The sequence below is a fragment of the Streptomyces sp. NPDC041970 genome (genome assembly GCF_055588985.1).
Window position 1 is genome coordinate 201385 of record NZ_JBVJCD010000002.1, and the last position, 19948, is coordinate 221332.

Sequence of the window (19948 nt, forward strand, 5' to 3'; positions counted from 1 at the left end):
GCCCCCACCCCCCCCCCCCCCCACCCCCCCCACCCCCCCCGCCCCCACCAACAAACCCCCCCCCCCCCCCCCCCCCCCCCCCCCCGCGCCGGCCGCGTCGTGCGGCGGCCCCGGCAAGCGTCCGGCGCGCCGCCGTCCCGCGGGCGGACCGGTCGCCGCCGCGGGACGGCCGGGAGGGCGGCGTACGCCGGCGGGTGCCGGTGTACGCCGCCCCCGGGGCCGGGTGGCCGCGGCTACTTCGGGTCGCGGTTGAACAGCGACCTGGACCAGAGGGCCCCGAGCAGGGTGAGCGCCAGGCACCAGGCGACGGCCTGCCACCCGCTGTGGCCGATCTCGGTGCCGAGCAGCAGGCCGCGCAGGGTCTCGATGGCCGGGGTGAAGGGCTGGTACTCGGCGATCGGCTGGAACCAGCCCGGCATCGCGTCGACCGGCACGAAGGCGCTGGACAGCAGCGGCAGGATCATCAGCGGCATGGCGTTGTTGCTGGCGGCCTCCGCGTTCGGGCTGGACAGGCCCATCCCCACCGCGATCCAGGTGAGCGCCAGGGAGACGAGCGCCAGCAGCCCGAGGGCGAGGAGCCATTCCGCGGCGGTGGCGTCCGTGGACCGGAACCCGATCGCCACGGCGACCGCCCCGACCAGGGCCACGCTCATCACGCACTGGAGCACGCTGCCGACGACGTGCCCGATGAGCACCGACTCGCGGTGGATCGCCATCGTGCGGAAGCGGGCGATGATGCCCTCCGTCATGTCCGTGGAGACGGACACCGCGCTGCCGATCGTGGTGCCGCCGATGGTCAGCATCAGGATGCCGGGGACGACGTACGCCAGGTACCTGCTCCGGTCGGCGCCGCCGCCCCCGATCCCGGCGCTCATCACGTCGCCGAAGATGTAGACGAAGAGCAGCAGCAGGATGACCGGGCTGAGCAGCAGGTTCAGTGTCATGGACGGGTAGCGCCGGGCGTGCAGCAGGTTGCGGCGCAGCATCGTGGACGAGTCGCGCACGGCGAGGGCGAGGGTGCTCATCGGGCTGTCTCCTGGGACGGGGCGGCGGGTGCGGTCGGGGAGGCGGGAGGGTGCCGGTCGGACGCCCCGGTGCCGGGGCCGGATCTCTGGACGGTTCCGGAGCCGGTCAGGGCGAAGAAGACGTCGTCCAGGTCGGGGGTGTGCACGGTCAGTTCGTCCGCCTCGACGCCGGCGGCGTCCAGTCCGTCCAGGAGCGAGCGCAGCTCGCGCTGGCTGCCGCCGCTGGGGATCTGCAGGGTGAGCGCCTCGTCGTCCCGTGTGACCTCGCGCAGGAGGTCGGCGGCGCCCCGGTAGGCGTCGGGGTCGGAGAAGCGGAGGCGGACGTGTCCGCCGGGGATGAGCCGCTTCAGCTCGTCGGCGGTGCCCTCGGCGGCGATGCGGCCGTCGTTGAGCACGGCGATGCGGTCGGCCAGTTGGTCGGCCTCCTCCAGGTACTGCGTGGTGAGGAAGACGGTGACGCCTCCGGAGACCAGCTCGCGGATGATCTGCCACATGGTGTGGCGGGAGCGCGGGTCGAGCCCGGTGGTCGGCTCGTCGAGGAAGATGATCCGCGGGTTCCCGACGAGGGTCATGGCGATGTCGAGGCGGCGCTTCATGCCGCCGGAGTAGCTCTGGGCGGGCTTGTGCGCGGCGCCGGTGAGGTCGAACCGCTCCAGCAGCTCGGCGGCGACGCGCCGCCCCTCGCGCTTGGGGAGGTGGTGCAGGTCCGCCATGAGCAGCATGTTCTCCTCGCCGGTGATCAGCCCGTCGACGGCGGAGAACTGCCCGGTGACGCCGATCGCGGCCCGGACCCCGCCCGGTGACGTGGCGATGTCGTGGCCGGCGACCTGGGCCTGTCCGCCGTCGGCGGCGACGAGCGTGGAGAGGATCTTCACGGCGGTGGTCTTCCCCGCGCCGTTCGGGCCGAGCAGGGCGAAGACGGACCCGGCAGGGATGCGCAGGTCGATGCCGTCGAGGACGGTCTTGTCGCCGTACGACTTGCGCAGGCCGGCGGCGGAGACGGCGAACGGCGACGGGTGGCCGACGCCTCGATTGGACGTGGGCATGACAGATGAAGCCATGGAGTCCTCCGTTCGGAGACGGGAGTGGATGGCGAGCGGGGCGGGGCGCGGGATGGGGCGCGAGGGCCGCGCGGCGCGTTGCGGGGTGGGGTGCGAGGGCCGCGTGGGGCGTTGCGGGGCGGGCCGCGCGGGGCGTTGCGTGGTGGGCGCGCGGCGCGGAGAGCCGCGCGCCGTGGTGCGCGGGGCGGCACGCGAGGTGTCGCCTGGGCGGTACGGGGGGTGTCGCGCGGGGCGGCACGCGGGGTGTCGCCTGGGCGGTACGGGGGGTGTCGCGTGGGGTGGCACGTGAGGTGTCGCGTGGGGCGGGGGCCGCGCGCCGTGGTGCGCGCGGGGCGGGCTCAGACCTTGGCGCGGCGGATGTCGATGTTGCCGTGCCGGGTGCGGGCCCGGACCTCGACGGTCTCCTGGGCCTGCTCCGGGGCGTCGGAGGCGGTGAGGGTGTTGCGGACCTGGCCGGAGCCCGCGGAGGCGTCGAGCCAGGCGGCCGTGCCCTCGCGGATGCCGACCTCGATGGCACCGTAGGAGGTCTCCAACTGGACGGTCCCCCGCACCACTTCGCCCACCCGCAGGGTGCCGTGGGCGGTGGTGGCGGCGACCGAGTTCTCGGCGCGCCGGATCTCGATGTCGCCGTTGGCGCCGCTGACCCGCAGGTCGCCGGTGGCGGCCCCGACGATCGTGGTGCCGTGGGAGTTCTTCAGGACGGCGGGCCCGTCCACCACGCCGACGCGCAGGCTGCCCGAGCTGGTGGTGATCTCGGCCCTGCCCTCGACCCGGTCCACGGTGATCGAGCCGTGCGACGCCTTCAGGTGCAGCGGGCCGGTGGTGTCGAGGCGGACGTCCCCGGACGAGGTCTTCACGCGGACCTCGCCGAGCCGGCCCTCGCCGAGCACCTGCGTCCACGCGCCGGCCACGTCGATCTGCGAGCCCGTGGGCAGGTCGACCGTCACGTCGACGGCCCCGACGCGGCCGAACAGGTTGGGCTTGGGCGTCCTGATGGTCAGGGCGCCGTTGGCGTACGCCACCTCGGTGTCCTCGGCCGCCCGCACGTCCAGGTCCTTGCGGGGGTCGCGGGGGCGGACCTCGACGACGGTGTCGGTGCGGTCGGCGGCGGTGAACTGGATGGACCCGGCCTCCACCTGCGCGGTGGTCGAGATGGCTTCGGGCGTGTCGAAAGAAGGCATGGCTGTTCCGTCCTCGTGGGTCTTCGGGGCGTCCCCGTCGGGGACGTGATGGATGAGCGGGGTGGGCGGGTTGCGGCTAGCGCACCCAGCCCGTGAAGCTCTGGCCGACGGACCGGGCCTTCTCCGTCGTACGCGGTCGTGTCCCGCCGTCGACCGCGGCCGACACGGCGCGCACCAGCCACGCGTTGACCGACAGGCCCTCGTGGGCGGCGGCCTCCTCGGCGCGCGCCTTGAGGTGGGCCGGCAGGCGCAGGTTGACGCGGGCGGTGCCGCCCTCGTCGCCCTCGGCCGGGGCCGACGCCCGGAACGCCTCGGCGGGTGCGGACGGCTCCGCCGCGGTGACGCCGTCGCCCGGCGGCGGCGTCACCACGAAGTCGGGGTCGAGCCCGCGCAGCCGTACGTCGACCGAGCCGGGGGCGAGCTCGCGGGTGATCTCGTCCATCGCGGCGGAGAGCACGTTGAGCAGGGTCAGCCGGGCCGCCGACTCCAGCGGGGCGGTGAGCCGCTCGGCCAGTTCGCGGGCTTCGTCGCCGCCGGCCTCGGCGGCCACCGCGAGTTCGCGGCGGAGGGTGTCAACGTAAGGCGTGAGGTCCATGACGCCATCATGGCACCACGGTGGTGCCACATGCAAGCCCGAAGGGGAGGCGGAGTGGGCCGGGCGCTGCGGAGGCGCTGCTGACCTGTGTAAAGGGGCGAAAAATAGGGGTGCCGCTCGGTGCCGCGGAGTGGCACCCGCCCCACTCCGTGGCACCACGTGATGCCATGTGGCACCACGGCGCGACGGGTGATGTGCCGGACGGTGCCGCTGTTGGTGACGCGAGACGCCATGTGGTGCCAAACGGTGCCATGCGTGTCGCGTCCCGGCAGGACGCGCCGCACGCACCCCCCTCGGCCGACTACGCGCAGCACGCCAGGATCAGCGGCAGGCCGTCCGGCCGGCCCCGCAGGGTGCGCCCCCGCCCGCCCCCACCGCCGTCACGCCTCTGCCGCGCACCGGTGGCCGGTCCCCAGGAGGCGGGTGATGCTGGTCCGGCGCGCCGGCGACCCGGTGCGCCGGAGCCGTGAGGTGGGTGGAGCCGTGTCGGACGCCGAGACCCCGGCCGGGCCCGGAAGGGCCGGGTCCGGAACGCCGGAGGACGCCCTGGACGAGGCGCTCCTGCGGATGCTCTTCGCCCAGTCCGCGGTCACCCTCGTCGTGCTCGACCAGCGGATGAGGCTCGTACGGGCCAACTCCCGCGTCGAGGGCGTGGGCACCGGCGACCTGATCGGACGCCGGTTCCACGACGTCTTCCGGCTGGAGGACCCCGAGGAGGTCGAGCGGGTCTTCGCGTCGGTGCTCGCCGGCGAGGGCTCCGTCCCCGACCGCCTGGTGCGCGGGAGGCTGCGGCAGATCCCCGGCGACCGGGTGTTCCTGGTCTCCGCCTACCGGCTGGACGGCCCCGACGACGCCCCCCTCGGCGTACTGGCAGCGGTCGTGGACGTCACCGAGCGCGAGCAGTCCCGGACCCGCGAAGCCGCGCTCGCCGCGGTGCGCGACGCGGTCGGCGGCACCCTGGAGGTCGGCGCCATCTGCCGGGGCTTCATCGAGGCCCTGGTGCGGGACTTCGCGGACCTGGCCGTCATCGAGGTGGTGGACGAGGTCCTGCGCGGGGCCGACCCGCCGGTGGGGCCGCTGCCGCCCGAGACCCCGCTGCGCCGCGCGGCGAGCGGCCGGTGCCGAACCGTCCGGCAGGCGGTGGGGGAGGAGACGCGGGGGCGGTCGGCGACCCGCCGCCTCCACCCCCGTACGCCGTACGCGCTCGCCGTCGGGGACTTGCAGCCCCGGCTCGTCCCGATCCGCTCCGACACGCCCTGGCTGGAGGCCGACCCGGAAGGCGCGCGCGCCATCACGGAGACCGACGCGCACTCCATGATCGTCGTCCCGCTCACCCAGCGCGGAGCGGTCCTCGGGCTGGTCAGCCTCTACCGCTGCGAGTCCTCCCGGCCGTTCGACGAGGAGGACCTCTCCCTCGCCACCGCCGCGGCCGCCCGCGGGGCCCTCAGCATCGACAACGCCCGCCGCTACGAACGCGAGCACGTCATCGCCTCCACCGTCCAACGGCGGCTGCTCCCGCAGGCCGAGCGGCGCCAGGCCGCCGTCGACACCGCCCACGTACTGCTGCCCGGACGGGACAGCGGCTGCTGGTACGACACCATCGCCCTCTCCGGCGCGCGCACCGCCCTGGTGGTCGGCGGCGTCGCCGGGCACGGGCTCCAGTCCGCCATCGCCATGGGCCAACTGCGGACGGTCCTCCAAGCCCTGGCGGGCCTCGACCTGGAGCCCGAGGAGGTCCTGGCCCGCCTCAAGGAGAGCGCCGACCGGCTCGCCGAGGAACGCGCCGCCCTGCCCCCCGGGGACGCCCTCCAGAGCGAGCCGCTGCACGCCGGTTGCGTGTACGGGGTCTACGAACCGTTCACCCGCACCTGCACCGTCGCCCGCGCCGGGCACCCCGCGCCGCTGGTCGTCGGGCCGGACGGGAAGGCGATCGCCTTCGACGTACCGGAGGGGCCGGGCCTCTTCTCCGACGACAGCGCGCTGTTCGCCCCCGCCGCGATCACCCTGGAGGAGGGCAGCGTCCTCGCGTTCTGCACGGCCGACCTGCTCGCCGTCGACCACGCGGCGCAGCACATCGCGCACGCCCTCGCCCGCAGGGGCCGCAGCCTCCAGCAGATGGGCGACGACATCGTCTACGAGCTGCCGGACGACGCCCGCTGCGCCGGCGCGGCGCTGCTCCTGGCCCGTACGGGCACGATCTCCGAACACCGCTCGGCGACCTGGGACCTGGAGCAGGACTCCACGACGCCCGCCACGGCCCGCCGCCTCGTACGGGAGCGGCTCACGGAGTGGGGGATCGACCCGGACACCATCGAGGCGACGGAGCTGATCGTCAGCGAACTGGTCACCAACGCCGTCCGCTACGGCACCCCGCCGCTGCGGCTGCGCCTGCTGCTGGACTCCGCGCTCACCTGCGAGGTCCACGACGGCAGCTCCGCCGCCCCGCACCTGCGCCACGCGGGAACGGTCGACGAGGGCGGCCGCGGCCTGTTCATCGTCTCCCGGCTCGCCGACCACTGGGGAGCCCGGCACGGCCCGGAGGGCAAGGTGCTGTGGACCGAACAGGACCTCCCGGAGGACGAGAGGAACACGGGGGAGCGGAGCGAGAAGCCCGCCGAAGAGGAGGGCGACCGAAGCGAGGGGCACACCGGCGAAGACGAGCACACCGACGAAGAGGCGCGCACCGGCAAGGACGAGCACACCGACGAAGAGGCGCACACCGGCAAGGACGCGCACACCGACGAAGAGGCGCACACCGGCAAAGGGAACGACCCGAGCGAGAAGGGCTGACCCGCCCCGCCTCAGCCGCCCCGCCTCAGCCGCCTCAGCCGCCGAACAACCGCTCCAGCACCGCCGCGACGCCGTCCTCCGCGTTCGACAGCGCCACCTCGTCGGCCGCCGCGCGCAGCTCCGGGTGCGCGTTGCCCATCGCCACCCGGTGGCCCGAGCGGCGGAACATCGGCAGGTCGTTCGGCATGTCCCCGAACGCGATCGTCCGCTCCGCCCCGATCCCCAGCAGCTCGGCGGCGAGCGCGAGCCCCGTGCCCTTGTCCACCCCGCGCGGGGCCAGCTCGACCGTGCCGGGCCCCGCCATGGTGACCGTCGCCAGGTCGCCCACCACCCCGCGGGCGGCGGCGGCCAGCGCGTCGTCGCCCAGCTCCGGGTGGCGGACGAGCACCTTGATCACCGGTCGCTCCCACAACGCGTCGCGGGAGTCCACGCGCTGGGCGGGGAGCGTCACGTTGGGCATCCGGTATCCGGCCTCGATGAGGGTCAGGCCGTCCACCCCGTCCTGGTCCACGGCGGCGAACACCGCCCCGACCTCCGCCTCGATCTTGCCCAGCGCGGTCTCGGCCGCCTCCGGGTCCAGCACGACGGACCGCAGCAGCCGCCCGCCCCCGGCCTCGGCCTCGTAGAGCTGGGTCCCCTGCCCGCACACGACGGGCCCGGTGTACGCGAGGTCCGCGAGCAGCGCCCGGATGCCGGGCACGGGACGCCCGGTGACGACGAGATGCCGGGCGCCCGCGGCGGCGGCGAGGGCGAGCGCGGCGCGGGACCGGGCGCTGACGGTGTTGTCCGGGCGCAGCAGGGTGCCGTCCAGGTCGGTGGCGACGAGGGCGTAGGCGGGAAGCGTGGGCATGGCCCCACCCTAGAAGGCCCCGTACGGCCGCTTGCCCACGCGGGGGGACTGCGGTAAGGGAGGCTGCCTCCTGGCGCGGCGGCAGTCGGCCGCGACGCCCTCGGACACCCGGCCGGCCCAAGGCCATCGCCCCACCGCGCCCCGGTCCGCGGACCTCGAACACCGGACCCCGATCCGAACGAAGGAGTCATGCGAACGAAGGAGTCATACGAGCGACTGGACCTTGTTCACGTACTTGCCGATGTGCACGTAGTTGTACTCCTTGGCGGAGAACGTCTGGAGCACGAATATCGCGTCCTGCACTGCGAATCTGCCTCTGTCCCCACCGTTCCTGAGGACGACGAGGGAGGGGAGCATCTCGGTGTACTCGTTGATGGCCCAGTTGCCGGGTCCGTTCAGCGATTCCGCCCAGCTCGTGTAGTCCTCGTGCGAGCTGATGGCCATTCCCCCGATCGATTGCAGGGTGATGTTCTGGTACTTCTTCGAACCCGACTTCGTGCTGTTCTTCTCCTCGGCCTGCTTGTAGTTCGCGCCGCCGCCGACGCCTTTGAACGTCGCGGAGACGGACGCGCCGAAGTCCTTCCGCTCCGTCTCGGCCTGGGAGAACTCCTCGATCTCGGTGGTCTCCGTCGCGTACACGAGTCCGCCGAGCGTGAACAGCGTCGGCACGTAGAAGCCCCAGTCGTTCAGTACGGCGACGAGGTTCCTGTAGTTGTCCTCCGTCGGGGTCCCCTGGAACGTGCTGGCCTCAGCGACCTTCGTCACGAAGTCCGGCGCCGGGATCATCTTCTCCAGGTACTGCTTGAGGATGACCTTGCGGACCACGAACCGGTTGACCAGCCGCTCCGAGACCTTCCTCTGGCCCTGGGACTGCTTCTTCTCGTGCTCGTACTCCGCCTTGGCGTCGCCGAAGGGCACCGAGAGCGATACGGAGGCGGACTGCACCCCGGAGACCTCCAGATGGCTCGTGAACTCCGAGAACGTGTACGTGGTCGCCTTCTCCGTGCTCACGTCGGGCCGGTTGTGGAGGGGCAACTCGCTCCAGGTGCAGACGTCACGGAAGGTCTTCTTCAGCCCTGTCCTGCTCAGCGTGCGCCCGCGCAGGACGCCTATGCCCGCGAGGAGTTCCCATTTCTGGGCGTCCGTCAGGTTCCAGTACTTGGGCGCGTCCGGGTCGTCGAGCGACTTCTCCCGCACCTTTCCGACGTAGATGGTGTTGTCCTCGTCCGCGTCGATGATCTCCGACACCGTGGTCTTCTCCTCGGAGCCCCTGGCCACCGGGGAGTCGTTGACGAGGAAATCGGCCTCCTCCCACATGATTCCGTCTTCTTCGAGCTTGTTCCGGGCCTGCGTGAGCTTGCTCTCATGGTCGAGCTGGAGCGACTTGCTCGCGCCGCGCGTGTTCCTCACCGTGGTCAGGGTCAGGGTCACGACGTCTTCCTCTCTGCTGCGGTCGGTGGGGAGCGGACCGGCCGGGAGCACCCCTCCGCCGCTTCTCCGGTCCGCCCGTGGGTCACATCCAGGAGTCGGGGGGAGGGGTGTTGTAGCCCTCGATGACCGCCTGGGCGGTCTTCCAGTCCTTGAAGACGAAGAAGTAGACGACGACCTGGCCCAGGGCTTGGTCCCACGGGTCCGTCTGCACGTCGGCGATCCATCCGAAGGTCTGATCGGACCCGGCTCCGGGCGTCGGCTTGCCCGGCTTCGTCGAGCCTTCGGGGATCATGCCGGTGGGCTTCGCGTCGAGGGGGATCCGTCCGGGCGGGTAGGTGCCGTTCGCGTCCCTGTAGGCCGTGACCGCCCTGGAGGTGAACACCACCTTCTGGAGGGCCAGGATCTCGTCCTTGGGCGGCTTCGCTCCCTGCCCGGTGATCTGGATGGTCTTCTGGACCGACTGGTACCGCCCGAGGGAGCCGGTCACCCAGTGCTCCTGGTCCTTCGGGTCGCACAGGTACAGGCTGGAAGCGATGGGGTCCCCCTGCTCGGGGCGGATGGTGAACTCGAAGCCGAGTTTCGTCTTGGAGCTGATGTCGAACGTCACCACGCTGTCGGCGACCACCACGCAGAGGTTGGTGTAGGCCCCGATGACTTTGGTGCTCGTGGGCACGACGTTGGACAGCAGGAGCGGCCGGTACGCGCCGACCCGCTTGTTCTGGTCCCTGGCGCTCTGATCGTTCTCGTTCAGCCGTATCCGCACGGCCAGTCTTCCCTGCTGCAACCAGTCCTTGCTGATCCCGACCCAGTCGGTGCGCGTCGCCTTCACGTTGGTGAGCAGGACGTTGGTGGAGAGGAGGACGTACTTGAGGTCGACGGCCTCCTCCAGGTCCCTGGAGACGACCGCCTGCCCCCTCGTGACGTCCTTGGCGTTGGGATTGACGAAGCGGTAGGCCACCTCGTCGCCGCTGTCGCGAGGGAGGAAGCCGATGTTCTCGAGGTCGTTCCGAACCCGGTTGAGTTTCCAGTCGTCCTCGATATCGCGGTTCCTCGTATCGCTCGGCTTGAGTCCCTTGTGGAAGGTGACGTTGACGCTCTCGCCCATGGCGCTGCTCCTCGGTCCGTCCCCCCGATCGGCAATCCGCCCGCTTCGGCGCCCGACCGTCCCCGCGCGCGGGGACCGGGGGCCGCGGAACGCGTGACGGCCACTGTCCACCAGATTGCGGGCTCCCCATGCCGTTCGCCACCGGGATGGCCGGGCGCCGGCAGCGGCTCCCGAGGGCCGGGAACGGAGCGGGCGCGGCCGTCTCGGCGGGGGTCCCCCTTCCGGCGGTCGCCGAACGCCCTGCGCCCAGGACCCGTGGTCTGCTGGAAGGGGCCGCATCCGTCGCGTCGAGGATGGAGGGAGAACGACATGTTCACCAAGAGCCAGTTCAAGAAGGCCGCGCGGGATGTTCAGCGGATGTACCAGGAGGCGGAGCTCGACCGCACCTGGGACGGGAAGGACGCCTTTTCCGACGAGGCCGTCACGGTGGCCTGGGGCGTCTACGACGCCGTGGTGAGGGCGAGCAGGAAGTCCGATTTCATCGGCCTGATCATCGGCAGTCTGCGGATCACGAACCAGCCGCCCGACCTCGACGGAAGCGGCATCGACCCGGACGTGAAGAACAACTTCTGGACCATGCACGAGGCCACCAAGAAGTTCGGCCCCGGTGGCGTGCTGAAATCACACAACTGGTCGATCCTGGTGAACGACGCCTGGGTGCTCGGCGGCGTGCACACCCGGCAGAAGTTCTTCCTCGCGTCACCGCGGACCACGGGCAACGTCTACGACACGACGCGGGGGCGGCTCCGGGTCTTCGGACGCGAGCTGGCCGGGCTGGCCTACTTCGACTACACGTACGTGGAGCACCAGTGGCCCCAGCTCGGCGAGGTGCAGGGTCCCACGTCGAAGACCTGGGACCCCACGTTCCAGGAGTACCAGGCGAAGGGCGCCGCGTACTACGAGACCGGGGGCAGGTGGCGGGCGCTGCTCAAGGAGGACTCCTGAGAGGCCTGCCGCCGACCGGGCCGAGCGCCGCCCCCGTCGTCCCTGCCGGCCCGGACGGTCGCTCCTGACGGCGGGGAGGCCGGGAGAGGGTTCACCCGTCCGGCGGGTGCTTTCCTGCGCCGCCCCGAGAGGCGTGAGGACAGTGGTGTGTACGCCCGCGCCGACCGCGCCGCGGCCGAGCGCCGCCGTCGCCCCCTACCGGAAGGAGGACGGCATGACCCCGAAGAAGAAGGTGCATCGTTTCGGCGACAGGTACTACGACCCCGCCCGGCACGAGGAACTAGCCGACGAGCTCTACGCGGTGGGGAAGAACTGGACGGAGGCCGACGAGAAGCAGGTGAAGAAGGCGACGGCCGGAGCGGCCGTCGGCGGAGGCAACCCCAGCGCGAACTGCGTCAACGAAGAGGGCCAGGACGTGCAGGTACGGCACATCAGCAAGGGGAAGCGGGGAAAGGAGGGCACGGCCACGATCTTCTACTACCTCCGCGAGGAAGGTCTGGCCATCGTCGCCGCGGGGAAGCACAGCGCACGAAAGAACGACTGGTACGAGATCGATCCGAGGATCGGCCAGGACAAGGCCCCCTTCCAGAAGAAGCGGACCGTCGGGACGGACGGCGAGGAGCCCTGACCCGGCCGTCGCCGCCGGACCGGCACGTGCGGCCTCCCGGTCGCCCTTCAGGTGCCGTTCACGCCGTCGCTCGCGGTTCCGGCCGTGTCCGGTCCGCCCGCGCACAGGAGCTCCGACCGCCCGTTACGGCGCTGCATCAGGCGCCGGGCCGGCGCGGCGCGGTCCGCGCCCATTCCGCGAACGTCGTCGTCGTGATGCCCGCCGCCTCCGCGAACGCGGGACGGGCCGGCGCCGGGTAGGCGCTCATGTGCCGTTGCGCCTGGTACAGCTCGGTCATCAGGCCCTGGGCGCGGGCCTCTTCCGGGTCGGCGGGGAGTTCTACGGCGGTGCCGAGGACGTGGGACAGGGTCTGGGCGATCGAGCGGAAGCTCTGGACGTCGCCGGCGAGTTCGAGCTCGACGCCGTGGAAGCGCTCGGGGTCCGCGAACGCCGCGGCGGCGGCCGTTCCGATGTCGGCGACCGCCACGAAGGAGAGCGGGGCGTCGAGGTCGACGGCGACGAGGAGGCGGTTGGACGCCGGGTCGGGGAAGTAGGGCGACGGGCGGACGAAGTTCTCCATGAACGTGGCCGGCCGCAGGATCGTCCACCGGGGGAGGCCCGCGGTGCGCACGGCGTCCTCGACCGCGGCCTTGCTGCGCCAGTAGTGCCCCATGTGCGCGCCCCAGCGGGTCTCGTCGAAGCCGTCGACGTCGATGGTCCCCGCCCCCGAGACCGAGGTGTGCACGACGTGCTCGACGCCCGCCGCGCGGGCCGCCTCGACGAGGTTGCGCCCGTGCCGGACCTCGGCATCGCCCATCAGGTCGGTCACGACGGGCGTCTGTACGGAGAACACGGCACGGGCCCCGTCGAGGGCGGCCCGGAGCGACGCGGCGTCGTCGAGGTCGCCGCGTACGAGGGTGGCGCCCAGGTCGCGGAGGGCGGCGGCGCGTTCGGCGTGCGGGTCTCGCACGAGGGCGCGGACCGGGGCGCCGGAGGCGTGCAGCGCACGGAACACCGCGCCCCCTTGTTTGCCGGTCGCTCCGGTGACCAGGACGAACGGTGATGAAGCGGACATGGCTGTGCCTCCCGGCTTAAGTGGGGTACCACCCCGTTTTCCGTCGGCTACGATATGGGGTGCCCCTCCGTTTGTCGAAGAGGGTCTGGAGCGAAAGGGAGCGCAGGTGGTGAAACACGAGGTCAGGCCGCAGCGGACGGACTGGCAGCGCAACCACGAACGGCTCGTCGCGACGGCCTCGGCCCTCGTCGCCCGCGACGGAGCGCAGGTCTCCCTGGAGAAGGTCGCCCGTGAGGCCGGCGTCGGCTCCGCCACCTTGCACCGGCACTTCCCGTCCCGGCGCGCGCTGCTCGAAGAGGTCTTCCGGGACAGTGTGGAGCGCCTGCGCCTGCGGGCCGCCGAGTTGGCGGAGGGCGACCCCCGCACGGGGCTCGTCACCTGGCTGGAGGAGTTGGCGGTCTGCGCCGCGAGCACCCGCGGTCTGGCCGCGTGGCTCGCCGACGCGGCGGACGACGACGCGTTGACCGACGAGGCGTGTCACGTGGTGATGCGCGGGGCGACGGCGGTGCTGCTGGACCGCGCCCTGTCGGTGGCCGCCGTCCGGCCGGGCATCGCCCCGGAGGACCTGCTCACCCTGGTGGAGGCGGTCTCCCTGGTCACGGAGGACGATCCGCCGGCCGCGCGCCGCCTGCTGCACCTGGCCCTCGACGGCGTACGCCCCTGACCCCGGAACGCGCTGCACGCCCGCGCCCCGCACCGATACGCCGCGCCCCGCGCCCCGCGCCCTGAGCTGCGTGATGTGCCGGACACGCCGGACCAGTTGACCGCCCTGGCTGACCCCATACAAGAGCTGGCCTCCCTTCCCGGAACCATCCGGGAAGGGAGGCCACTCACTATTCGGTCTGCGGTCGCTGGAACACCGCGTGAGCGTCTATTGCTCGACGGTCAGGGCCCAGCGGACACCGGAAGGGGCTGTAACGCGCACGCTTCCCTCGTCTCGGCCCCTCTTGAGGTGAATCTCGTTGTAGGTGCTGCTCACTTCGTTCTGCACGCATTCAAGGGGGAAGGACATGCCCACCGGGTCTACGGACACTTCCAACGTGCCCGCACCCTGGCAATTGACCTGGATGGCCAGGAGGCCGACACCCATTTTCTTGGGAAGAGGCAGTTGTGCGTTACCGTTTCTGGCGGCGACGGAGAGCAGGACGGCCCCATCCTGAACGGGCTTCGGGGCAACCGAGACCGACTCCCCTGAGATGTGTTCCGCCCTGGGTGTACCTGTCTCAACCGGCTTGGTGGAGCGGGACCCCTCCCTCGCTTTCGTCGTGCTGTCCGCGCCATCCGTGCAAGAGGTGACGCACAGCGCGGCTGCGAGGGTCAGCGAGGGCAGACCCAGGCGAGCGGTCCGGGACTTGAGGGGGATCAGTTTTCCCACAAGTACCAACCGACCTTCAGTGGGGTATAACTGGTGATGGTCTTTTTTGTTGAGTTTTGGCAGTTGCTGTAGATCTTGTAGCTGACGCCGGTGTTCTTGAGGCGGTAGACGCCATACTTGGCGTTCGTCGTCTTCTTCGGGGGAGTGTCGACCGCGATAGAGTTGCCGAGTTTCGCGGTAAGTTTTGCGCTGAGGTTGACCTCGTACTTGCCCTCGATCTGCGCGATCATGGCGGCGACGCTGCCCGACAGCCCGGCAGTGACGCTCACCCCCACCTCGCCGGTGACCTCTGAAACGAAGGTCGAGCGCGCTGTGCGTGACGTGCCGTTGTAGTTGGAGTTCGTCGGACCGACTCCCGTGTGGTACGTCTTGCCCTTGGTCTGCGGTGTGTAGACATTTCTCGGAGAACAGTATTCGGCATCCGGGGTGTCGACCGGAGGCTTTTCTGGCTTGAATGTAGGTTCCGGTTCAGGCTCCGGGTTCTCCACGAGGTCGGTTTCCTCGGGCTCTTCCGGGGGAGCGGTATTGACGGGTGCCGGCTCGTCGGCTGAGGCGGCCGTCGAAGGCTGGGCGAAAGCAGGCGCCGCAGCAACACCGGACACTACAGCGAATGCGACTACGGAACACAAGGCTCCGTTTATCTTGATGCCCACAAGGCATCCCTCCTTCTTACCGCCCCTTGTTGGGTTGGCCTGTGCACAGTTATCTCATCATTGCTGACAGTCGCGCCGGGTAAAAGCTTTTTCTTGAGGTTGATTGAGGGTGATCTACCTTATGGGGCATTAAGAAGTGGTCTCATCTGGGCTGTTCGACAGTCTGGCGTCGTGGGGATCGTTGAGTGTCTTGTGCCGGATGAGTTGTGGGAGCTGCTCGAGCGGGTGGTGCCGCCTGCTTCGTCTCGGCCGCAGGGCGTTGGTCGCCGTCGGTACGGAGACCGTGAGGTGTTCGCTGCGATCATCTTCGTGGCCACGTCGGGGTGTACATGGCGGCAGTTGCCTCGTCGTTCGGGCCTTCGGGGCCGACGGCCCACCGCCGGTTCGCCGAGTGGAGCACAGCACGGGTGTGGGCCAAGCTGCACTGTCTGGGTCATGGACGAACTGGGCAGGCGGGGCGAGCTGGGCTGGCCCCGCTGTGTGATCGACTCGGTGAACATGCGGGCCCTGAAAGGGGAGAGCTGACAGGTCCGAACCCTGTCGATCGGGGCAAGAAGGGCTCGAAGGCCCACGTGATCACGGAGCGTACGGGTCTGCCCCTCTCGATCGGGATCTCCGGCGCGAACCTCCACGACAGTCAGGCCCTCGAGCCTCTCGTCCGCGGTATCCCGCCGATCCGATCCCGCCGCGGACCGCGACGGCGGCGCCCCGCCAAACTGCACGCGGACAAGGGCTACGACTACGACCACCCGCGTCGATGGCTACGCCGACGTGGGATCACCCAGACACCGGCCGGGCCGGCAACCTCGGCGGGGGAAGCGTATGTCGGCTGATACTGAATCGTCAGCCAGTGGACCAACCCGTCCGCACGTCAACAGGGCCTGATGTGTGCCGCACCTCTTGCTGAGCCGGCGCACACATCGGCGAAAAGCCTGTAGCGCCATCGCGGGGGCGCTCTCTATCTTGCCTCGCTGTGGGTCGGGGCGATCTCATGGAACAACGGCGCTTTCCCGTTGCTGCCTGGCGCGATTCCCCTCTTGTGGTGACAGCTTGATCGATCAATGATTGCCTGGGGCTGAGAGCGGCCTTTCGTAGTCAAAGAAGGGAATGGCATGTCACGAATGAAGTTCGTCGTGGGAACTGTGCTTGTCGTCGGTCTCGTGATTCCTACAGGCAGCGCGATGGCTCTCACCGCGAAAGGCGGTGGCGTCTCCGCGACGGCGCCGTGGGAGGGTGACGACGGCAAGATCTCCGTCTACGACGGCAGCTCGGACGGAGACCCGGGCAAGGCGGAGTACTACCGCCAGGCCAGTGCCGGCACCAAGAGAACCCTGTGGAATCACAGCGGACCCAGCACGAGAGTCGAGTCCGGAACCGGGTCCCGGATCATAAAGTTCCAGGCGTGTGACGAGAACTACGGCTCGCCTGACGACTGCTCGGGATGGGTTGCTCCCTGATCGTTGACGGCGATCTACCCTGCCGGGTCGGCCACTCGATGGTCGACCCGGCGGTGGCATTTGCACACTGTCTCATCCCGACGCCGGGGTGAGGAAAAAGGAGCCTACGAAATTGACAGCCGGAAAATCGAGCGGTCTGCAGGTGGACGGCCTCTGCCATCGGCTGGGCGAACGTGTTCTGCTGGACGGAGTCGACCTCGACGTCCAGCCGGGTGAGTCCATGGCGATCACAGGACCGAGCGGCTCAGGCAAGTCGACACTGCTGATGTGCATCCTCGGGTTGATCAGACCGGACAGCGGATCGATCAGGGTCGACGGACGAGAGCTGACCGGGTTACCAGCTCGGCGGTTGGCGCAAGTCCGCCGCGAGTACATCGGCGTAGTCTTCCAGTTCGGTGAACTGCTGCCTGAACTCACCCCGGTGGAGAATGTCGCTCTGCCGGTACTCCTGGGTGGTGGCGAGCATCGTGGCGCTTACAAGCGTGCAGCCGAACTGCTGATGGAGCTGGGCGTACCGGATGAAGGCACGCCGACCGGAATGCTCTCGGGCGGAGAACGCCAGCGGGCGGCCGTCGCCCGGGCTCTGATCACCGAGCCGCGTGTCCTCCTCGCCGATGAGCCGACCGGGGCGCTGGACCCCGTAGCCCGCGAGGCCGTGGCCGATCTCCTGTTCGCCGTCTCCCGAGAGCGGGGTTGCGCTCTGCTGGTCGTCACACACGATCCCGCGGTGGCCGCGCGCGCCGGATGCACACGACAGCTCGAAGCCGGTCTCCTGGCGGGGACTTTGGACGGTGTCAATCCGTGAGCGCAGTCACTGAAAGCAAGCGACAGGCCGAGGCGCCCACCCGTCCGCCCACACCCGGTGGGCCGCTGTGGGGGCAGTTGTTGCGTGTCGGGTTCGCGGCCGGGCGGGGCCGTCCAGGCGACCGACTGCGTTTCTGGGCTCTGCTCACTGCCGCGGTGGCGGTCGCACTGGTCGTACTGGGTATGGCCGTCGCCTCTGCCACCTACGACGGGCGAGCCGCACGCAACCAGGCGCGGGGACCGATGATCACCGATCGCCAACAGGATGCCGTGGCGCTGTGGAGGGAGGCGTTCGACGCGGTCGGCGAGGTCCAGCACACCGTGGTCTATATCGTTCCTCTGCGATCCGACGCACAGCCTCCGCCGGGCCTCGCCCGTTGGCCGGCGCCCGGTGAGGTGATGCTCTCCCCAGAACTGGCCCGCCAGGGCGAGAGCGAGCAGATCAGCAGCCGCTACGGACGTCACGTCGGCATGATTTCCAAGGCCGGGCTGGTCTCCCCCTCCGAGCGCCTTGCGTACGTCAGGCCCTCGCAGCCACCCCGTGCCAGTCAAAAGGAGTCATGGTTCCACACGACTGGATTCGGTCGGCCCTACCCGATGGGGGAAGTCCTGTACGGCCGCCCCCTTTCCCAGGTGCTGCTCGCCCTGGGTGCGATGACCGGGGTTCCGGCGGTAGCTCTCCTGGTCGTCGCCTCGCGCATCGGTTCGAGCACACGGGACCGCCGCAGCAACCTGCTCCAAGCGCTGGGTGCGTCGTGGTGGCATCGCACGGTGGTCAACACGGGGGAGGCCGCCCTTCCGATCGCGGTCGGAACAGCCCTGGCCACGCTCCCCATGGCCGTGGCATTGTCGAGGGACATCAGGATTCCGCCCACGGGCTACCTGCTCGACAGCGCCGACGTGCGTTCGGCGTGGCCTGCGATGGCCGCCGCGCTGATGGTCTCCTTCGTGATCTCTCTCGCCGCCGTCGTCCTTCTCCACCGGGTGGACCTTGGCGCAGCCGCCACCAGGCCCCGATCGTTCTCCTCGAAAGTTCCCCGTTGGCGACTGGTCGGGTGTGGCATGGGCATTGCCGCTGTCGTACTCAGTCAGTACGTCAGGAACGTTCCCGGCCTCGTCGTCTTCGCCATCGGGACCGTGGTGATGTGGGCACTGCTGCCTTCCGTAGCCGTGACCGCCTGCCGTGGGCTGGGCCGCTTGATCGCCGAAGGCGGGTTCCGGACCGGGCGTCCAGGAGCGTTGATCGGCGGGCGATGGACTGTCGCACACCCCGGTGTCATCGTTCGCCTGGCGCTCGCCATGGTCATCGGTATCGGGCTCGTCTGTCAGATCCAGGTATGGAACAGCCGACTCGGTGAGAACGCTGCCGTGGCACGCGCCTCTGAGGCCCGACTGGGGGACAGAGTGGTCAGCATTCAGAGTCGCGATCTCACGGCATCGGCGGTTGAGGCTCTCGCCCGTTCGCTCCCAGCAGGGTCCCACCTTCTCGCCCTGAAAGCATTTCCCGAGGAACAGTCGGTTCTCGTCCAGGGAACGTGTACTGCGCTGCGGTCGTTGAGCCTCCCGTGCTCTGCCCGGCCGGAGGAGGCCACGAGCAGCGATATCCGGGTCGGGGCGATTTCTGGTTGGTACGGTCCAGGATTGCAGGCTCAGGTCGCCCCCTCGGGACTGGACATCGATAAACTCAACGGCACACTCATCGTCATTGCCGAAGTCGCGGGCCACCAAGCGGCGATCGAAGAAGCGGCGTACGCACTGGTGCCGGCGGTGAATGTTGAATCACCGGGTGAGGCGTGGCTTGTCGGCGCCGCGAACAAGGACCGCATGAACAACTGGACCTTGCTCTTCGGTTCTGTGGGACTTGTCCTCCTGCTCCTGACCGCCGCGCTGAGTACCGCTGCGGAATTCGTGAGGATTCGGCAAGTGTTGTCACCCCTTGCAGTCCTGACCGGCACCCAGGGCATTTTCAGATCAGTGGTCTTCTGGCACTTGACCATCCCTCTATTGATCTCGACCGCGATGTCCGCTGCCATCACCGCCTGGCATTCCCTGTTCTTCATCGCCATGGTGCAAGAGGGAACCTTTTCCTGGGGCGTCCTTGGTGCGGCCACGGTCGGATGCGTCCTGCTGACGGTGTTGGTCGGAGCCTTGGGGGCACGCACAGCGATGCGTGCCGCTCAGCAGTGGCAGCCGACGGCGGATTGACGCCGACGCCTCACCACGGACATGGACCGGCGCCGAGGGGGCGCGTCCCAGCCCCTGCCGCCGCCGCACGCACCGGCCCGCCCAAGGGCCCCCGCACCTGCGGGCGCAGCACCCCAAGGCGTCGCCCGTACGCCGCCGCCCCGCTCAGGGGCGGCCGGACCCGCAGCCCCGGCCCCCGCCGGCCGGACTGCGGCTTCCGGACCCCGCCGGCCGGACCGAGGCCCCCGGATCCCCGTCGGCCGCGCAGTCACCCCCCCCGGCCCCCGCCCGTCGTGCGGTCGAGTCCCTGGCTCCGCCCCACCGCCTCCGCCCCATCGCCTCCGCCGAACAGCGAGAAGCCCCACCGCCCGTGCGGTGGGGCTTCTCGCTGTTCAGACGGTGCCGAACTCTCCCGCCCGGACGCCCGCGACGAAGGAGTCGAACGCGGTGGTGGCCAGGTTGAGGACCGGGCCGCCCGTGTTCTTGGAGTCGCGGACGGGGACGACGCCGTTCGGGGCGGCGAGGTTGGTGGCGACCTCGACGCACTGGCCGCCGTTTTCGCTGTACGAGGACGTGAACCAGCGGGGGGAGTCGGTCGTCATGGGGTTCCCTTCGTGGCTACGAGCGGTGCAGCTCACCCGACTTGATACCCATGACGAACGAGCTGAACGCACCGGCGCGGACGCTGAGGACGGGACCGCCCACGTCCTCGGAGTCGCGGACCGGCACGACGCCCTGCGAGCCGCGCGTCACGCCCGGACCTCAGGGGCGAAACCCGCCCGCGAGGGGCCCAGGGTGAACCACACCGTG

Annotated in this window: 18 protein-coding genes and 1 pseudogene; 8 read left to right on the forward strand and 11 right to left on the reverse strand. The window is 70.3% G+C overall.

Annotation, left to right across the window (positions count from 1 at the left end):
- Positions 1–233 precede the first annotated feature (233 nt).
- The 4 genes from ACZ6EJ_RS02150 to ACZ6EJ_RS02165 all read right to left on the reverse strand — a co-directional run bounded on the left by ACZ6EJ_RS02150 (position 234) and on the right by ACZ6EJ_RS02165 (position 3862).
- Complete coding sequence (locus ACZ6EJ_RS02150; protein ID WP_469263871.1) at positions 234–1025, reverse strand: ABC transporter permease; 792 nt, start codon at positions 1023–1025, stop codon at positions 234–236.
- A complete protein-coding gene (locus ACZ6EJ_RS02155) occupies positions 1022–2086 on the reverse strand; it encodes an ATP-binding cassette domain-containing protein (RefSeq protein ID WP_469263873.1) in 1065 nt (354 codons plus the stop codon). The genes ACZ6EJ_RS02150 and ACZ6EJ_RS02155 overlap by 4 nt, the downstream gene beginning before the upstream one ends.
- Positions 2087–2424: 338 nt before the next feature.
- On the reverse strand, positions 2425–3267 hold the full coding sequence (locus ACZ6EJ_RS02160; RefSeq protein ID WP_469263875.1) for a DUF4097 family beta strand repeat-containing protein: 843 nt from the start codon (positions 3265–3267) through the stop codon (positions 2425–2427).
- A 76-nt stretch (positions 3268–3343) separates the two neighbouring features.
- Positions 3344–3862: a toxin-antitoxin system HicB family antitoxin gene (locus tag ACZ6EJ_RS02165; RefSeq protein ID WP_469263876.1), complete on the reverse strand. Its 519-nt coding sequence runs from the start codon at positions 3860–3862 to the stop codon at positions 3344–3346.
- Between the two features lie 426 nt (positions 3863–4288).
- On the opposite strand from ACZ6EJ_RS02165, the gene ACZ6EJ_RS02170 reads away from it, so the two are divergent.
- A complete protein-coding gene (locus ACZ6EJ_RS02170; protein ID WP_469263878.1) occupies positions 4289–6652 on the forward strand; it encodes an ATP-binding SpoIIE family protein phosphatase in 2364 nt (787 codons plus the stop codon).
- Between the two features lie 34 nt (positions 6653–6686).
- Here ACZ6EJ_RS02170 and ACZ6EJ_RS02175 read toward each other — a convergent pair whose 3' ends face one another.
- The 3 genes from ACZ6EJ_RS02175 to ACZ6EJ_RS02185 all read right to left on the reverse strand — a co-directional run bounded on the left by ACZ6EJ_RS02175 (position 6687) and on the right by ACZ6EJ_RS02185 (position 10038).
- Entirely contained in the window at positions 6687–7502 is an 816-nt protein-coding gene (locus tag ACZ6EJ_RS02175) for an HAD family hydrolase (protein ID WP_469263880.1), read from the reverse strand.
- A gap of 204 nt (positions 7503–7706) precedes the next feature.
- Positions 7707–8933 carry an MAC/perforin domain-containing protein gene (locus tag ACZ6EJ_RS02180; RefSeq protein WP_469263882.1) on the reverse strand — a complete coding sequence of 409 codons (1227 nt, stop codon included), beginning with the start codon at positions 8931–8933 and terminating at the stop codon, positions 7707–7709.
- 82 nt (positions 8934–9015) lie between these two features.
- On the reverse strand, positions 9016–10038 hold the full coding sequence (locus tag ACZ6EJ_RS02185) for a hypothetical protein (protein WP_469263884.1): 1023 nt from the start codon (positions 10036–10038) through the stop codon (positions 9016–9018).
- Positions 10039–10347: 309 nt separating this feature from the next.
- Between ACZ6EJ_RS02185 and ACZ6EJ_RS02190 the strand changes: the two genes are divergently transcribed.
- Both ACZ6EJ_RS02190 and ACZ6EJ_RS02195 read left to right on the forward strand, forming a co-directional pair.
- Entirely contained in the window at positions 10348–10983 is a 636-nt protein-coding gene (locus ACZ6EJ_RS02190) for a hypothetical protein (RefSeq protein WP_469263885.1), read from the forward strand.
- 214 nt (positions 10984–11197) lie between these two features.
- On the forward strand, positions 11198–11611 hold the full coding sequence (locus ACZ6EJ_RS02195) for a hypothetical protein (RefSeq protein WP_469263887.1): 414 nt from the start codon (positions 11198–11200) through the stop codon (positions 11609–11611).
- A 136-nt stretch (positions 11612–11747) separates the two neighbouring features.
- On the opposite strand, the gene ACZ6EJ_RS02200 is transcribed toward ACZ6EJ_RS02195, so the two are convergent.
- On the reverse strand, positions 11748–12665 hold the full coding sequence (locus tag ACZ6EJ_RS02200) for an NmrA/HSCARG family protein (protein WP_469263888.1): 918 nt from the start codon (positions 12663–12665) through the stop codon (positions 11748–11750).
- A gap of 106 nt (positions 12666–12771) precedes the next feature.
- On the opposite strand from ACZ6EJ_RS02200, the gene ACZ6EJ_RS02205 reads away from it, so the two are divergent.
- On the forward strand, positions 12772–13329 hold the full coding sequence (locus ACZ6EJ_RS02205) for a TetR/AcrR family transcriptional regulator (protein ID WP_469263889.1): 558 nt from the start codon (positions 12772–12774) through the stop codon (positions 13327–13329).
- 698 nt (positions 13330–14027) lie between these two features.
- Here ACZ6EJ_RS02205 and ACZ6EJ_RS02210 read toward each other — a convergent pair.
- Complete coding sequence (locus ACZ6EJ_RS02210) at positions 14028–14693, reverse strand: hypothetical protein (protein ID WP_469263891.1); 666 nt, start codon at positions 14691–14693, stop codon at positions 14028–14030.
- 171 nt (positions 14694–14864) lie between these two features.
- Between ACZ6EJ_RS02210 and ACZ6EJ_RS02215 the strand changes: the two are divergent.
- The 4 genes and pseudogenes from ACZ6EJ_RS02215 to ACZ6EJ_RS02230 form a co-directional block, all read left to right on the forward strand.
- Positions 14865–15472 (forward strand): annotated as a pseudogene (locus tag ACZ6EJ_RS02215) (IS5 family transposase); the annotation flags it as partial.
- A gap of 333 nt (positions 15473–15805) precedes the next feature.
- A complete protein-coding gene (locus ACZ6EJ_RS02220; protein WP_469263892.1) occupies positions 15806–16150 on the forward strand; it encodes a hypothetical protein in 345 nt (114 codons plus the stop codon).
- Between the two features lie 112 nt (positions 16151–16262).
- Positions 16263–16955: an ABC transporter ATP-binding protein gene (locus tag ACZ6EJ_RS02225; protein WP_469263893.1), complete on the forward strand. Its 693-nt coding sequence runs from the start codon at positions 16263–16265 to the stop codon at positions 16953–16955.
- The gene (locus ACZ6EJ_RS02230) at positions 16952–19159 is read left to right on the forward strand and encodes a permease (RefSeq protein ID WP_469263894.1); all 2208 of its coding nucleotides are present in this window, start codon (positions 16952–16954) and stop codon (positions 19157–19159) included. The genes ACZ6EJ_RS02225 and ACZ6EJ_RS02230 overlap by 4 nt, the downstream gene beginning before the upstream one ends.
- Positions 19160–19530: 371 nt before the next feature.
- On the opposite strand, the gene ACZ6EJ_RS02235 is transcribed toward ACZ6EJ_RS02230, so the two are convergent.
- Both ACZ6EJ_RS02235 and ACZ6EJ_RS02240 read right to left on the reverse strand, forming a co-directional pair.
- Positions 19531–19740 carry a DUF397 domain-containing protein gene (locus ACZ6EJ_RS02235; RefSeq protein ID WP_469263896.1) on the reverse strand — a complete coding sequence of 70 codons (210 nt, stop codon included), beginning with the start codon at positions 19738–19740 and terminating at the stop codon, positions 19531–19533.
- A gap of 16 nt (positions 19741–19756) precedes the next feature.
- On the reverse strand, positions 19757–19891 hold the full coding sequence (locus ACZ6EJ_RS02240) for a DUF397 domain-containing protein (RefSeq protein WP_469263897.1): 135 nt from the start codon (positions 19889–19891) through the stop codon (positions 19757–19759).
- Positions 19892–19948: the final 57 nt, after the last annotated feature.

Excerpts from the sequence above, each read along its gene's own strand:
- ACZ6EJ_RS02155 (WP_469263873.1), bottom strand. The coding sequence starts at position 2,086 with ATGGCTTCATCTGTCATGCCCACGTCCAATCGAGGCGTCGGCCACCCG.
- ACZ6EJ_RS02185 (WP_469263884.1), bottom strand. The coding sequence starts at position 10,038 with ATGGGCGAGAGCGTCAACGTCACCTTCCACAAGGGACTCAAGCCGAGC.
- ACZ6EJ_RS02200 (WP_469263888.1), bottom strand. The coding sequence starts at position 12,665 with ATGTCCGCTTCATCACCGTTCGTCCTGGTCACCGGAGCGACCGGCAAA.
- ACZ6EJ_RS02160 (WP_469263875.1), bottom strand. The coding sequence starts at position 3,267 with ATGCCTTCTTTCGACACGCCCGAAGCCATCTCGACCACCGCGCAGGTG.
- ACZ6EJ_RS02175 (WP_469263880.1), bottom strand. The coding sequence starts at position 7,502 with ATGCCCACGCTTCCCGCCTACGCCCTCGTCGCCACCGACCTGGACGGC.
- ACZ6EJ_RS02165 (WP_469263876.1), bottom strand. The coding sequence starts at position 3,862 with ATGGACCTCACGCCTTACGTTGACACCCTCCGCCGCGAACTCGCGGTG.
- ACZ6EJ_RS02220 (WP_469263892.1), top strand. The coding sequence starts at position 15,806 with ATGTCACGAATGAAGTTCGTCGTGGGAACTGTGCTTGTCGTCGGTCTC.
- ACZ6EJ_RS02150 (WP_469263871.1), bottom strand. The coding sequence starts at position 1,025 with ATGAGCACCCTCGCCCTCGCCGTGCGCGACTCGTCCACGATGCTGCGC.
- ACZ6EJ_RS02190 (WP_469263885.1), top strand. The coding sequence starts at position 10,348 with ATGTTCACCAAGAGCCAGTTCAAGAAGGCCGCGCGGGATGTTCAGCGG.
- ACZ6EJ_RS02235 (WP_469263896.1), bottom strand. The coding sequence starts at position 19,740 with ATGACGACCGACTCCCCCCGCTGGTTCACGTCCTCGTACAGCGAAAAC.
- ACZ6EJ_RS02170 (WP_469263878.1), top strand. The coding sequence starts at position 4,289 with ATGCTGGTCCGGCGCGCCGGCGACCCGGTGCGCCGGAGCCGTGAGGTG.
- ACZ6EJ_RS02195 (WP_469263887.1), top strand. The coding sequence starts at position 11,198 with ATGACCCCGAAGAAGAAGGTGCATCGTTTCGGCGACAGGTACTACGAC.